Genomic DNA, 13,671 nt, shown 5'->3' on the forward strand with positions numbered 1-13,671 from the left:
AAGCGAGTGGTAATGGAATTTTCAATTTATAATACCTTAACAAAGAACAAAGAAACATTTAAACCCCTAAATCCAGGTGAAATTAAATTATATTTGTGCGGCCCAACAGTTTATGGCTTACTGCACATTGGAAATTTTAGAGGTCCAATTTTCTTTAACTTTGCAAGAAACTGGATGGAACATCTCGGTTATAAAGTAAATTTCGTGTACAACTACACAGATGTTGATGACAAGATTATCAATCTTGCTAACCAAGAAGGTGTTGAATCAACTGTTATTAGTGAAAGATTTATCGAAAAATTCAAAGAAGATTTCAAAAGACTCGGTCTTCGTCCACACGATCATAACCCAAAAGTAACAGAGTATATCCCACAAATTATTTCATATGTTGAAACATTAATTAAAAATAATAAGGCCTATGAAATTGATGGAGAGGTTTTCTATTCAATAGATTCATTCTCAACTTATGGTGAACTTTCTGGAAAAGTTCTTGAAGATCTTAATGCAGGTCAAAGAGTTGAAGTTGATCAAAGAAAGAAAAATCCGCATGACTTTGTCCTTTGGAAACCATCTAAAGAAGGTGAGCCAAGTTGGGATTCTCCTTGGGGTGCTGGACGTCCAGGATGGCACATCGAATGTTCTGCAATGATTAGAGCAATCCTAGGAGATTCAATTGATATTCATGGTGGTGGAATTGATCTTATTTTTCCACACCATGAAAATGAAATTGCTCAAGGAGAGGGATGTACTGGATGTAAGTACTGTAACTACTGGATGCATAATAACTTCATTAATATGCAAGGTGAGAAGATGAGTAAATCTTTAGGAAATATTATTCCGGCAAGAGTGTTCATGGATGAGTATCACCCAGAAGTTTTAAAATTCTTAATTCTCTCTACTCACTATCGTTCGATTCTAAATGTTAGTGATGAAAAAATTGATCAGACATTTGCAAGCTTACTTAGAGTTTATCGTGCACTTAAAGTTGCGAATGAAGTTTCTAGTTTTGAAACAACTGATGCAGCAATTGCAAATAAGAAATTTGCTGAACTTTTAAATACACTTGATAAGAATATTAAAAAATCTGTTTGTGATGATTTTGCAACAGGTGAGCTTATCGCTTCAATCTATGAAGCAGTAAGAGCATTCAATGGTTTAAATCTTGAAAAGAAAGCTAAGGATATTAACTCTGCTCCAACAGCGAAGTTATTTACTTCATGGCTTTCAAAGTATGGACAGATGATGGCCCTTTTTAATGAAGAGCCAACAGTATTTTTAAAGGCCATCAACGATCTTATGATTAAGAGAAGAAATATCGATGCGAAGTTAGTTGAAGAAATTATCGCAAAGAGAGCGAAGGCCAGAGAAGATAAGGACTGGGCCGCAGCTGATAAGTATCGTGATGAATTATCTGCAATGGGAATTGATTTCAGTGACACTGCTTCAGGTGTTGAGTGGTCTGTAAAAATAGATAATGCATAATCTGCTTGAATCAAAATATTGCCAAGTCGCCGTTAATTTTCCTGCCGGTGACGGGATTCTTACTTATCAGACTGATGGGGAGGCCCTTCCTATTGGTTCACTGGTTGAGGTTCCTCTTGGAAGAAGAAAGGCGAAGGGAGTAGTGCTCCCTTTTTCTCTTTCAGAAGATGAACTTACAAAAATTACTACTGAGTATAAACTAAAGCCTATCTCTGCACGTTTTGATAGTGACTTCACTCTCTCTGAAAAAGAGTTAGAGCTTTATATGTGGATGTCAAAGTACTACCACTATAATCTCGGCATGCTGGTTTGGGACTGCCTACCAAAAATTTTAAAAAGACCTCGTGAAGTTGATATTGCTCATGGAAGTAATGAGCCTTTTGAGTTTGAACTTAATGAAGAGCAAAGAAATGCTTTTCTCTCAATTAGCGATAAACTTTTTATGGGTTTTGATCGTTTCTATATTCACGGTGTGACGGGAAGTGGTAAGACTCTTATTTATTTAAACCTCATCAAGGAAGTACTACAAAGTGGAAAGAGCGTGCTTTTCCTTCTTCCTGAGATTAATTTAACTCCTCAGTTTACAGAAACTTTTAGAAGATTTTTAGACTGTCCAATTCTTAGTTATCACTCGGGTGTGACAGACTCTCATAAAAACGAAGTGTGGAAATTTTTGAAGCGCAGTAATAAGCCCGTTCTTATTATGGGGGTTCGAAGCTCGGTTTTTCTACCTAGTGATAATATTGGCCTTGTCATTGTCGATGAGGAGCACGATAACTCTTTTAAACAAAGTGATCGTTGCGCTTATAATGGACGAGATGTAGCAATTAAAAAGGCACAGATCTTTGATTGTCCAGTTGTCCTTGGGTCGGCCACCCCAAGTCTTGAAAACTACCATACCTTTACGACTACAAAGAGAGATAATTACTTTACGCTTGAAAAGAGAGCGGCCGGTTCATTTCCTGATATTGAACTTATTGATAGTCGTCGTCACGGAGATAAGAAACGTGATGATGCGCTCTTTATATGGCCATTTGAAAAACGTTCTCTTGATCTGATTACTGAAGCTCTCGAGAGAAAAGAGCAGGTGCTTGTCTTTGTTAACCGACTTGGATTTGCTAACTTTATCCAATGTCGAAACTGTGGTCATAAATTTGAAGATCCAAATACAGGTGTTCCACTGCGATTTTTTAAGAAGAAAAATATTCTCTCGTCAGGACACTCAGACTATCAAATACCTCTTCCTGAAATTTGTCCAAGTTGTGGGAATATGAGTTTATTACAACAGGGCTATGGAACTGAGAGATTACAAGAAGTACTCCTCGAATATTTTCCCGGGAAATCAATTGAGAGATTTGACCGTGATGAAATTACAAATCTTGAAAAGCTTGAAGAAAAGCTTGATAAATTTCATGCCGGTGAAACTGATATTTTTGTTGGGACTCAGATGCTTTCAAAAGGTCATAACTTTAAACGAGTTAACCTTGTTCTGATTCTTGGAACAGACTCAATGCTTAACTTTCCAGACTTTAGGAGTATGGAAAAAACCTATCAAATGTTAGTTCAGATTCTTGGACGTGCCGGAAGATACTCTGATCATGCAAAAGTTGCGATCCAGACTCTTCTTCCAGATAATCCATTATTTAAATTCATTGAGAATCATGATTTCTCAAAATTCTATGACTTTGAATTAAACCCGAGAAGAATTGGTAACTTTCCTCCATTTTCTAAAATGATTGCAATTCATGTTTCAGGTCGTGATCGTGAAAAGCTAGTTACACAAGTTTCACGAGAAGTGAATAGACTTTATGCTTCAATTTCTCAAGCAGAAAATCAGTACGAGATTTGGGGACCAACTCCTGCCATGATTGAGAGGAGGGCGAATATGTTTACTTGGTCTTTCACTGTAGTATCTGGGAATGTGAATACCTTGCACTCAATTGTAAGCTACTTTGAGAATACTAATAAGATAGATAAGTCTTACTCTATTAAAGTCGATGTTGATCCATACCAGATCCTCTAGAAAAGTACTTTTATTAACTCTTCAAGTAATTGGTCTTTTGCATTTTTCCACTTCTTTGCTGTTTGGCGAAGCTCTTCATTCTCGCTAGAGTTTACTCCATCAAGTTTTTGTCGTAAGTCTTTGTCATTGATCATGATGCAAAAAAACTTCTCTTGTCCCTTAATCCAGACTCCGCAGATATTATTGATATAATCAAGAGAACCGGTTTTGGCGTAGAAGTTTTCAAAGGTCTTTTGGTCTAAGAAATTCTTTGCAATAAACCCTGTACTGCCAGCGAGAGAGAGATATGAAAAGAAGAATTTATCTCCAATTTTTTGGTTGTAAATTTTAGATATGATCCGAGTAAAAAGAGATGGTGTGATAAACATAGAAGTTGAAAGTCCTGAGGCGCGATCAATTTTGATGTTTTTATTTATATCATTCTTTGTAATCAACTTTTCTGAGAGTAGAAAGTTCTGGATTTGTATAGCAGCATCCTGAAGATTCTTTTCCTTTGTTACATAGAGCATGAGAGTTTCAATGAAGAGATTGTTTGAATACTCGAGAGACAGTTCGATAAGCCTCTTGATAGAAGGAGAGGATGTTCTCGAAATATTAATATGACTACTTCTCTCTTTGTTTAATTTTTTATTTAAAACTATAATATCAAATTTACTTAGAATTTCTTTGATGTAACTAAGATAAATTATTTCAGTGTCGCGAATGGGAATTTCAAATTTTCCACGCTTAGCCGTTTGGTAGTACCACTCTTCTTTTTCTGTATTCTTATAATTTCTCTTTATGATCTCACCGGGACCCATTGGAGAATTATTTTTATTAACTTCTAGACCTTGAAGGTAGGGAAGAGAGAGAAAATCTCCATTACTAAGTCCAAAGAGACGAAAGCGATTAAAGTTAATATTAAATGATGAAAGTCCCTGGTTGTAAGATTGATCGTCAAGACCAACGCTTCCAATTGAAGAAATATTTGGAAGATCTCCGGTTAGTCGAATTTGTCCTTCTATTGTTTTAATTCCTCGCTGCTTTAGCTCATAAAGAAGGGAGATCAGATCACTGCTTAGAAAGAAAGGGTTTCCTTGTGAATGAATGATGAGGTTTCCTTTGAGGATGTTATTTTGTATTTCTCCATCAATTGAAATACTTGTCTCAAATCTCTTTTCAATATCTGTATTTTTTAAAATATAGTAAGCACTAATAATTTTAAATGTCGATGCAGGGATGAAAATTGAATCTGCATTATGGGCAAATTGGTTTGATCCGTTCTTATCTATTATTGCAATTCCTACTTGGTTCTTAGTAACACCATATTTTTTAAGTAAGGAATCAATATTTATTTTAGCAAAGGTGGTGAGTGTGAGAGAGAGGAGAATTAATACTTTTCTCATTTCTTATTTCCTTCTTTTATTTCGGGGACAGGATCATAACCTCCTGCTGAGAATGGGTGACAGCGACAAATTCTCTTGGTCGTTAAAAGTAGTGCATGTCCTGCATCGTGTTTTTCAAAGCATTCCTTGGCATAGGAAGAACAGGTTGGGTGAAATCGACAATTTCTTCCGAGAAATGGGCTTAGAAAGTACTGATAAAACTTTATGAGCATAAGAAAAAATGATTTCATTCTTTCAATTTACCTTATCTCTGGAAGGTTTGCACTTTTTTTGCTAAAAAATAGTATGAATAAAAAAGAAGTAGCAAATTATGTTGTGGAGCGCCTTGAGGAACTTTTTCCCGAGACTCCAGTACCTCTCGATCACACTAATGCATTTACCTTGTTAATTGCTGTCCTCCTTTCTGCACAATGCACAGATGAAAGGGTAAATAAAGTGACACCTGCCCTTTTTAAACTCGCTGATAGTGCAAAGAAGATGATTAAACTTAGTGTTCCAGAAATTGAGGCGATCGTTAAGCCATGTGGTCTTGCTCCAAGAAAGGCCAAGGCGATTTATGACCTGTCACATATTCTCATGAATGAACACGGTGGTGAAGTTCCCGCAAGTTTTGAGGATCTTGAAAAGCTTCCTGGGGTTGGACATAAAACAGCGTCTGTTGTCATGGCACAAGCTTTTGGTGTTCCGGCATTTCCGGTTGATACTCATATTCACCGAATTTGTCAGCAGTGGGGGTTAACAAATGGCAAGAATGTTGATCAGACAGAAAAAGATTGTAAACGACTTTTTCCAATGAACCTTTGGAATAAGCTCCATCTGCAAATCATTTTCTACGGACGTAAATATTGTACGGCCCGTCAGTGCAATGGACTTCAGTGTGAAATCTGTCAGACATGCTTTCCAGACCGTAAGCGTGAAAAGAAATATAAAAAGGCATAGGTTATTTATGGAATTTATGAGAGTTTCAAATATCGATACAATTTATAAAAAAGGTACCGGTGATCAGGCGGTTATCGTTCTCCATGGTTATGGCGCAAGTTTTAAAGACCTCGCACCACTTCATAGTTACCTCGATCCACAAGGTCTGTTCAATTGGTATTTCCTCGATGGACCTCTAGGAGTTGATATTGGAATGGGGATGACTGGCCGTGCATGGTTTCCAATTGACATGATGAAATTGCAAATAGCTCAGATGAATGGAACATTTGAAACTTTATTTGCTGATCATAACCCAGAAGGAATTTTTGAGGCCCGAGATAGGGTGATGAAGTGTATTGATGAAATCAGTCAAATCCATTCAAAGGTTCTTCTTGGAGGATTTTCACAAGGTTCAATGGTTTCACTTTCATGTGCTTTACAAGATGTTTCAAAAATCTCAAAAATCTTTCTTTTATCTTCAACATTATTTGATCAAGATCTGATGAATGAGAAAGTGAGTGGTCTAAGAGATATTCCAATTTTTCAATCCCATGGGCAAGGGGATATGGTTCTACCTTTTTCATTAGCAAAGAGGTTAAGTGAATTATTGGAAAAGAATGTGGCAACATATGAATTTCATCCATTTAATGGGGGGCATGAAATTCCACTTAATGTAATTGAGAGATTAAAAGAGTTTCTTATTCGTGAGTAAAAAATTAAGGGATTAAAATGACAATAGGTAATATTAGAAAAATGAAGACGAGACTAGAAGATGGGCTGGCAATGTACCAACTTCCTCTAGGAGATAGTCTCGTTGATATGAATGAACTTGTTGGTAAGAAAATTTCCATGAAATTTGATGGAATGATTAACTGTATTGCCACAGGGGAGAAAATAACAAAGTCGTATGGCCAAGGTTATTCATATAAGGCCTTTATCACGCTTCCTGAGTGTGATACTTGTATTATTAAGCCTGAGCTTTGTCACTTCGCTAAGGGGACATGTCGCGATCCTAAGTGGGGGAAAGAGCACTGCTTTATCCCACACTATATCTATCTCGCCGTATCAAGTGATCTCAAAGTTGGGATTACAAGACACACACAAGTTCCAACGCGTTGGATTGATCAAGGGGCAAGCTATGCTCTTCCAATTTTAAAAGTAGAGGATCGTAAAACATCAGGTGAAATCGAAGTCGAGATCGCCCGTTTTTATAAAGACAAAACTAATTGGAGAAAAATGCTTCAAGGTAATGTTCCCGAGATTGATCTCTTTGATAAGCGCGAGGAAGTTTTTGAAGATCTCGCAGATGTTCTAGATTCCTTTGATGTTGAAGATCTTGAAGAAGAGATCACAACAATTAAATATCCAGTTCTTGAATATCCAACAAAAGTAACTTCATTGGGTTTTGATAAGAAGCCGATTGTAGAAGGGACATTAGTTGGAATTAAAGGTCAGTACTTAATTTTAGACACGGGTGTAATTAATATGAGAAAACACCAGGGTTATGAGATTGAGTTTAAAGCTTTTTCTTAATACTTTGTTTTAGCTGCTCAACCTTTTCAGGGTTGAGCTTTCTTTGACCATATTTGATTGAGTCTTTCATTTTCACTTCTACTTTCATAAGTGCTTCTTCAAAATGCTGACAGTTTTTACAGATAAACATATGCATGCTGACAAGTAGTTTTGAGCGCTTAGTTTTAGATGATCCATGATTATGATCATAGACCTCTTTGCATGTGAGAAATTTCAAAAGTTTCATTGCTTAATAATACCTATTGCTGAAATCTCAAGCAAGGGGGTGCCTACTTGCGATCATATCTCCATATTGAGTGTGAATTATTAAATGATTGTTACAGAGTCGCCATTTTTTCCAGTCTATTTAGGTTAATAAATATGGGTAATATAGTTAACTAGTTACGTATTTTTAGTTGTTTATGTGGTAAATGTGAGTTTTTTTTAAATTTATTTTGTTATTTTGTCGATAGAAAATAAAATGCTTTAAATAGCAAATAAGAGACTTCGGGAGAGACAGAATGAAGGATTTTTCAGCAGAGCTAGACTTAGAGAGACTTGAAAAAAAGTTAGAACAGGGTGCACAAAAGAAAGCTCAATTACTTGTTGATAGAAAACTCTCTCAGTTGAAAGATCCAACGAAAAAAATATTTCTAGCTAAGATAATGGGTGCTTTGAAATTAAAAAAGCATAAACTTTAAACTCCACATTGTGGAGTTTTTTTATGAAATCATATGAATTTCTAGGCCGTACTTTCTTGCATGTTCATCTAATATTTCTTTTAACTTCTTACTAGATATTGCGATATCAATTACTGAAAAGCGATTATTGATTGGGATACTACATTTATTTTCGCAAGAAACATCACTCGTACATATTTCGATTTTCGTGATCGAATCTATATTTTGAAAGTTTGAATACCACTTAAAGAATTCATCAAGTTTAGTTTCAAGATCAGAAACAAATGTCGATTTGTCCTTTTCAAAGTTAAAAAGAAAGCGACCGGCATCCATCTGCTTGCCATTGATAATAATGTGCATGACGCCACGAGAATTAATGTGTAGACTACTATTTAGGCACTTTGGACAATACATATATTCAACCTTTTTTATAATTTCTATATTATACCAAAAGTGCAGATTTTTTTAAGGAGAAAAAATGGAGCCTATTAAAAGAACAATTCCGATGGATGATGGAACAAAGCTTTTTACTCAGGTATATGAAAAAGGCTCAAAAGTTTGGCTAATTGCTACTCATGGGATTGGAGAACATTTGCAACGTCATTCTTATCTCGTAGACCTTTTTGGTCATGATCTCAATATTTTTCAATATGATCTTAGGGGACATGGAAGAAGTGGAGGAGAGAAGGCGTACATCTCTGATTTTAAAGTTTTCTATCAGGACTTAGATCAGTGTATAAAGTATCTTAGAGAAAAATATAATATGAAACACTATATTCTCTTTGGTCATTCAATGGGAGCACTGATTACTTGTGGCTATGCTCAGAAATATTTTTCTGATGATAATAGACCAATGTCAGTTATTGTTAATGCTCCACCGGTTGGAATTCCTGGTGCTCTTGGAAAAATCGTTGATCTTGTTCCAGATAATTTGATTACAAAGCTAAGTAGTTTTAGAGCAAGTCTTCCGCTTGGTGGTATGGTTGACTTAAAATACCTTTCTCATCGTCAGGATGTAATTGATGACTATGTTTCAGATGATCTTAATCACATGAAGCTTCACTCAAAATTATTACTTGAGCTAGTGAGAGAGTCTCGAGAAGTCTTCTCAAAGAAAATAAATTCAGGTGTTCCTAGCTTTTGTAGTTATGGTAGTGCTGATGGGATTGTTTCTCCTGAAGCAATTGATCATTACTTTAAAAATGTTGAAACTAATTTTGAACTGAAAGTTATCGAAGGGGCTTACCACGAAATTCATAATGAACTTGATAAGTACAGATTGCCTTACTTCGAGTATTTAAAATCTGCGATGACTGATGTTTTATACGGAAGTGAGTCTAACTAATTCGATAAAATTAGAAATTACTCTGTTCCCACCGCTAAGGCCTGAAAGAACTTGTTCTTCAGGCAACTTACTTTCAATATGATTTTCTACAAAATGTCTCGAAGCTTCTGGATGACCTTGAAAGCTAAAGAATGGTTTTGTCTTGTGAGCAAGACCATCATAAAAACAATCAGAAGAAGTTGAGAGATGGATAAATTCTTGCGGGAGATTCTTTACTTCATAGTGATGAGTAATAAATATTTCTAATTCTTCATTTGTTTTAAATCCGAGGTGGTCTGTTAAAACTTTCTGCTTTCTTGTTCCCTCAAAGCATCTATTGTCAGGCTTAACCAAATCTATTGTCGCACCATAAGCATCGGCCATCAATTGGTGACCAAAGCAAATCCCTAGAACTGGAATTCCCGCTTCTATTTTCGCTTTCATTCTCTTTGAGAGGTCAATTTGCCAAGGAAGTCTATCTGAGACATTTGAGTCGCTACCAAAAATGATATAGCCAGATGCCTCGTCAATAAAGTCTAGGGAGTCAGTTCCAAAAGTTGAAACCCAGTGGTACGTAAAAGGGATGCCATGACTCTGGACTATCTTATTCATACAGTTATATGATGGGGATTCAATAGCGCAATCGATAATAGCAATAGGTTTCATATGAAAACAGTCCTAACGATAAATGAGTTTAAATTTCTAATTGAAGATGATGGAAGCTATATCAAAAAAATAGAGTTTCTTGAAGAAAATTCCTCATTAGAGCAAACTTCACTACTAACACCTTTGCAAGAAGCGCTTAAAAATGAGCTACAAGGTTATTTTAATGGTGAACTCAAAAAATTTTCAATTCCCTTTAAGGCCGAAGGATCTGAGTTTCAACGTTTGGTCTGGAAGCAAATGGGAAATATTGAGTATGGCAAAATGATGAGTTATGGTGAATTAGCTCTTCATGTTGGCGGTTTAAACTACTCTCGTGCAGTAGGGGGAGCCTGTAATAAGAATCCTCTTCCTATTCTAATCCCGTGTCACCGTGTAAGTGCTAGTAATCATTTGGGTGGCTTTGCATTTGGCATGGAAATGAAGAAAAACCTCCTTAAACTGGAACGTGTGCAATTCTAAGTACTTAAAATCATTTGTAATGAACCTTTTCAACATTAATTTTTTTTAGTTATATGTCGATATGTTAAGCTGAGTAGGGCGTATAAAATGACTGAAAAAAATAAAGACATTGACTCAGAAGCTTCAGCAGGAAAATCTGCAGAGGTTGAGCTGAGTGCTGTTAAAGAAGAAGCGACGACTTCTTCAGCAGAAGTTGCGCCTAAAAAATCAGATGATGACTCAACGCTTGTTAATGGGGTTCTTTTAGAGTTTACCGCACAAGCTCTTGTTGGAAGAAATGACAATAATTCTCTCGTGATTAAAAATCCTCAAGAAGAAGATCGTGAAAAAAATGGCGCAGATGTAATTCCACTTGCAGCGAAAGCTGTTGCGCCTCCTTCAGATGCACAAATTCTTGAAGCTCAAATGAAACTTATCGCAGTCTTTATAAGTGAAGCAAAAGTTCTAGAAGTGGAAATGAATAAACTTATTAAAGTGATGTATGCTAAAAGTCCTGAATCAAAGCCCTACCTCTTAAAGATGAAGAAATTAATCCAAGACCATGCAAATATTGAAAAGGCCTTACAGGAAGCTAAGAAAGTTAGTTAAGCTCTCTTATCCCTTCTTACCGCCCTTCGGTGGTGGTTTTGTTGGTCCATGATCATCAATCGGTGAACTTTTATTAATACCAAAAAGCGCTTTCTTTGGAGTTGCCGTATGGTAAGAACAAAGCAAAGATACAACTAACGCTACTAGAGCTAAAGTAAATTTCATAAACACCTCATAAAAGTATTGATTAGGTGCATATTGTTCAATATTTTGAAGAGCGTCAAGAGAGTGTCGTCGCACCTGGCCACTTTTAGGATTATTGTAAGATTATTTCAAAAACTTAAATGGTTTATATTTATTCTGTAAATAAACTAGTGTCAAAAAGTAACTTATTAACTGCTCCAGTTAAATGGGGACAATTTTGGAAGATTCTCTACTATATTAAATATTTATTGTCTTATTATTCGAACAGCCAGAAATAGCTGTATCTATCGTGACGTAATCTTTGGGTAATCAAGAATTCTGTCCCCATTTAAATGGAGCAGTTTAAAAAGTAACAGTGGCCAGATCATTAAAAACTGGCCGCAGTATGAGAAATTAACTATTTAAGAAAAGTTTCTAGGAACTTAACTCTGATCAGTGCAGGTGGGTGTGAGTGATAGAATGCACTGTAAGTTGGATCTGGAGTAAGAGTGCTGGCATTATCCTTGTACATCTTCACCAGGGCCGAAATCAAATCCTTCGCACTTGAGTTATTGGCCGCGAATTCATCTGCCTCAAATTCATATTTTCTTGAAGACCATGCTGAGATTGGTGTGATGAAAAAAGTATAAACACCACTAACTAAAGTGAAGAGAATCAGTGTCATGTAATTAGCATTGGAATGTACACCATGCATTTCATAAAACCATTGAGTATTCATTAATGCCCCAAGGATGTAAAAACCAATGAAGCTCATTGCGAAGGCCTTGATCATCATTTTTAAGATATGCTTACGCTTAAAGTGGCCAAGCTCGTGGGCAAGTACCGCCTCAACTTCAGATGCATCAAGTGTATTAATTAATGTGTCGAAAAAAACAATTCGTTTATTTTTTCCAAATCCAGTGAAGTAAGCATTCCCGTGCCCGCTTCTCTTACTTGCATCCATTACAAATAGACCGTTACTTTCAAAGCCAGTACGTTTTAAAAGATCTAAAATTTTGTCTTTAACTTCACCATCTTCAAGCGCTGTGAACTTATTAAATAGTGGCGCAATAAAAGTAGGATAAATCCACATAAGTAGTAATTGGAAAGCACTTAGAAATGCCCAGGCGTATAGCCACCAATATGTTCCAAGCTTCTCCATAATATTCAAAATTCCAAAAAGAAGGGGAACTCCAATAATAAGACCAATAACTGTTCCTTTGATAAGATCTGAAATAAAGGTCTTTACTGTCGTTTTATTAAATCCAAATCTATCTTCAATAACAAAAGTCGTATAAAGACTTTGTGGTAGTGAAATAATTGAATTGATAAAAACAAAGGCAAGAATGAAAAGAACGCCAGTTGCAATTGGACCAAGTTGAAATTGAAGAACCCAATTATTTAAAAGATCAAGTCCGCCAAATAGTGTCCATGCAATTAGAATAATATAACCAATGAAGTTAAAAAAGTTTCCAACATTAATTTTTGTTACTGAGTAATCAGCTGCTTTTTGGTGGTCTTCGAGAGTAATATTCGCTGCGAATTTTTCAGGAACTTCATTTCTATGTTTTAAAATATGTAATTTATTTCTCTTATCTAGATATGACTCAGTGAGTCCCTTTAGACAGATACAAGCAAGAAAAATTTTAGATAAACTTGATAGCTCGACCATGTGCTTCCTTTTTGTTTCCTATTTATTTTAGTATGATTTGCTAAATCTTACATACTTTGGAAGCAAAATGAAAGTTCATAAAATATACACGGAGAGTCCATTACGCAATTATAACTACTTCATCGAGGAAACATCGCAAAATGTAATCGTTGTTGACCCACTGATACCTGCTCAAGTTGATGCTTGGTTACTTCAGAATGGAAAAAAACTGTCTGGGATTATTATTACACATAATCACCCAGACCATGTTGCAGGGTTTGAGAAGTTAATGAATGAACATGGTTGTAAGGTTTACGCGCACTCTGAGTTTTGGGGGAATCGCGATCTTGTGACTAATTTTATTGAGGATGGAGATTCGTTAAAGCTAGAAGTTGGTCAACTGGACTTTATCTATACTCCTGGACATACGAAGGATCATATTTGCTTACTTCTTCAAAAAAATGGAGTTCAAGAAAGTGTTATCACAATGGATACAATTTTTAATGCTGGAGTTGGTAATTGTAAAAATGGTGGAGATCCCAAAACACTTTTTCAAAGTATTGAAAAATTACTAAACATTCTTCAAGATGATGTTGTTTTATATCCTGGACATGATTATATTCTTAACAACTTAAAATTCACTTTAAGTATCGAGCCAGAAAATGAAGTAGCAAAGAATTTAGTGGAAAATTTTCAAGGGCAATTTGATACAACAATTGGCCAGGAAAAAAATATCAATGTCTTTTTTAGACTCGATGAAAAAAATATTGTAGATCGATTTACTCGTTCTGCTGCGACGAGAGAAGAAAGATTTATCGAACTTAGAAAACTTAGAGATACTTGGTAAATAATAAGGAGAT

17 protein-coding genes are annotated in these 13,671 nt (G+C 35.7%); 10 read left to right on the plus strand and 7 right to left on the minus strand.

All coding sequences use genetic code 11. The annotated features are described in order from the left end of the window. Window positions 1-12: 12 nt before the first annotated feature. Window positions 13-1,482, plus strand: coding sequence for a cysteine--tRNA ligase (gene cysS / locus M900_RS05280; protein WP_034731497.1), 1,470 nt, complete (start codon window positions 13-15; stop codon window positions 1,480-1,482). Next, complete coding sequence (gene priA, locus M900_RS05285; protein ID WP_021273815.1) at window positions 1,475-3,505, plus strand: primosomal protein N'; 2,031 nt, start codon at window positions 1,475-1,477, stop codon at window positions 3,503-3,505. Before cysS ends, priA begins: the two co-directional genes overlap by 8 nt. Here priA and M900_RS05290 read toward each other — a convergent pair. Both M900_RS05290 and yidD read right to left on the minus strand, forming a co-directional pair. After that, window positions 3,502-4,890, minus strand: coding sequence for a D-alanyl-D-alanine carboxypeptidase (locus tag M900_RS05290; RefSeq protein WP_021273789.1), 1,389 nt, complete (start codon window positions 4,888-4,890; stop codon window positions 3,502-3,504). The two genes, priA and M900_RS05290, sit on opposite strands and share 4 nt — an antisense overlap. Continuing rightward, the gene (gene yidD, locus M900_RS05295; protein ID WP_021273909.1) at window positions 4,887-5,120 is read right to left on the minus strand and encodes a membrane protein insertion efficiency factor YidD; all 234 of its coding nucleotides are present in this window, start codon (window positions 5,118-5,120) and stop codon (window positions 4,887-4,889) included. Before yidD ends, M900_RS05290 begins: the two co-directional genes overlap by 4 nt. Before the next feature lie 55 nt (window positions 5,121-5,175). Here yidD and nth point away from each other — a divergent pair, with 55 nt between their 5' ends. Genes nth through M900_RS05310 form a run of 3 tightly spaced genes read left to right on the plus strand, consistent with a single transcriptional unit; the run spans window position 5,176 to window position 7,341 of the window. Beyond that, a complete protein-coding gene (nth, locus tag M900_RS05300) occupies window positions 5,176-5,829 on the plus strand; it encodes an endonuclease III (RefSeq protein ID WP_034731609.1) in 654 nt (217 codons plus the stop codon). A gap of 7 nt (window positions 5,830-5,836) precedes the next feature. Then, window positions 5,837-6,520 (plus strand): alpha/beta hydrolase, encoded by a 684-nt coding sequence (locus tag M900_RS05305; RefSeq protein WP_021273934.1) that lies wholly within the window; start codon window positions 5,837-5,839, stop codon window positions 6,518-6,520. Between the two features lie 17 nt (window positions 6,521-6,537). Next, window positions 6,538-7,341: a DUF2797 domain-containing protein gene (locus M900_RS05310; protein WP_034731500.1), complete on the plus strand. Its 804-nt coding sequence runs from the start codon at window positions 6,538-6,540 to the stop codon at window positions 7,339-7,341. On the opposite strand, the gene M900_RS05315 is transcribed toward M900_RS05310, so the two are convergent. After that, window positions 7,325-7,567 (minus strand): hypothetical protein, encoded by a 243-nt coding sequence (locus M900_RS05315; protein WP_034731503.1) that lies wholly within the window; start codon window positions 7,565-7,567, stop codon window positions 7,325-7,327. The genes M900_RS05310 and M900_RS05315 overlap by 17 nt on opposite strands. Window positions 7,568-7,841: 274 nt before the next feature. On the opposite strand from M900_RS05315, the gene M900_RS05320 reads away from it, so the two are divergent. After that, window positions 7,842-8,021 carry a hypothetical protein gene (locus tag M900_RS05320; RefSeq protein ID WP_021273802.1) on the plus strand — a complete coding sequence of 60 codons (180 nt, stop codon included), beginning with the start codon at window positions 7,842-7,844 and terminating at the stop codon, window positions 8,019-8,021. 21 nt (window positions 8,022-8,042) lie between these two features. Here M900_RS05320 and M900_RS05325 read toward each other — a convergent pair whose 3' ends face one another. Continuing rightward, window positions 8,043-8,360, minus strand: coding sequence for a hypothetical protein (locus tag M900_RS05325; protein ID WP_157680554.1), 318 nt, complete (start codon window positions 8,358-8,360; stop codon window positions 8,043-8,045). A 118-nt stretch (window positions 8,361-8,478) separates the two neighbouring features. Between M900_RS05325 and M900_RS05330 the strand changes: the two genes are divergently transcribed. Beyond that, a complete protein-coding gene (locus tag M900_RS05330; RefSeq protein ID WP_021273952.1) occupies window positions 8,479-9,345 on the plus strand; it encodes an alpha/beta fold hydrolase in 867 nt (288 codons plus the stop codon). Here the strand turns inward: M900_RS05330 and M900_RS05335 are convergent. After that, entirely contained in the window at window positions 9,322-9,936 is a 615-nt protein-coding gene (locus tag M900_RS05335; RefSeq protein WP_198295948.1) for a type 1 glutamine amidotransferase, read from the minus strand. The genes M900_RS05330 and M900_RS05335 overlap by 24 nt on opposite strands. 54 nt (window positions 9,937-9,990) lie before the next feature. Between M900_RS05335 and M900_RS05340 the strand changes: the two genes are divergently transcribed. Together M900_RS05340 and M900_RS05345 are read left to right on the plus strand one after the other, a co-directional pair. Beyond that, window positions 9,991-10,449: a methylated-DNA--[protein]-cysteine S-methyltransferase gene (locus M900_RS05340; protein ID WP_021273925.1), complete on the plus strand. Its 459-nt coding sequence runs from the start codon at window positions 9,991-9,993 to the stop codon at window positions 10,447-10,449. 87 nt (window positions 10,450-10,536) lie between these two features. Continuing rightward, window positions 10,537-11,037, plus strand: a complete 501-nt coding sequence (locus M900_RS05345; RefSeq protein WP_021273810.1) for a hypothetical protein — start codon at window positions 10,537-10,539, stop codon at window positions 11,035-11,037. A gap of 6 nt (window positions 11,038-11,043) precedes the next feature. Here M900_RS05345 and M900_RS17665 read toward each other — a convergent pair whose 3' ends face one another. Further along, window positions 11,044-11,202 carry a hypothetical protein gene (locus M900_RS17665; protein ID WP_021273947.1) on the minus strand — a complete coding sequence of 53 codons (159 nt, stop codon included), beginning with the start codon at window positions 11,200-11,202 and terminating at the stop codon, window positions 11,044-11,046. 376 nt (window positions 11,203-11,578) lie between these two features. Next, window positions 11,579-12,832, minus strand: coding sequence for a M48 family metallopeptidase (locus tag M900_RS05350; RefSeq protein ID WP_021273817.1), 1,254 nt, complete (start codon window positions 12,830-12,832; stop codon window positions 11,579-11,581). 67 nt (window positions 12,833-12,899) lie between these two features. Here M900_RS05350 and M900_RS05355 point away from each other — a divergent pair, with 67 nt between their 5' ends. After that, window positions 12,900-13,658 carry an MBL fold metallo-hydrolase gene (locus tag M900_RS05355; RefSeq protein WP_021273950.1) on the plus strand — a complete coding sequence of 253 codons (759 nt, stop codon included), beginning with the start codon at window positions 12,900-12,902 and terminating at the stop codon, window positions 13,656-13,658. The last annotated feature ends 13 nt before the right edge of the window (window positions 13,659-13,671 follow it).

The organism is Bacteriovorax sp. Seq25_V, assembly GCF_000447795.1.
Taxonomy (GTDB): Bacteria; Bdellovibrionota; Bacteriovoracia; order Bacteriovoracales; family Bacteriovoracaceae; genus Halobacteriovorax_A.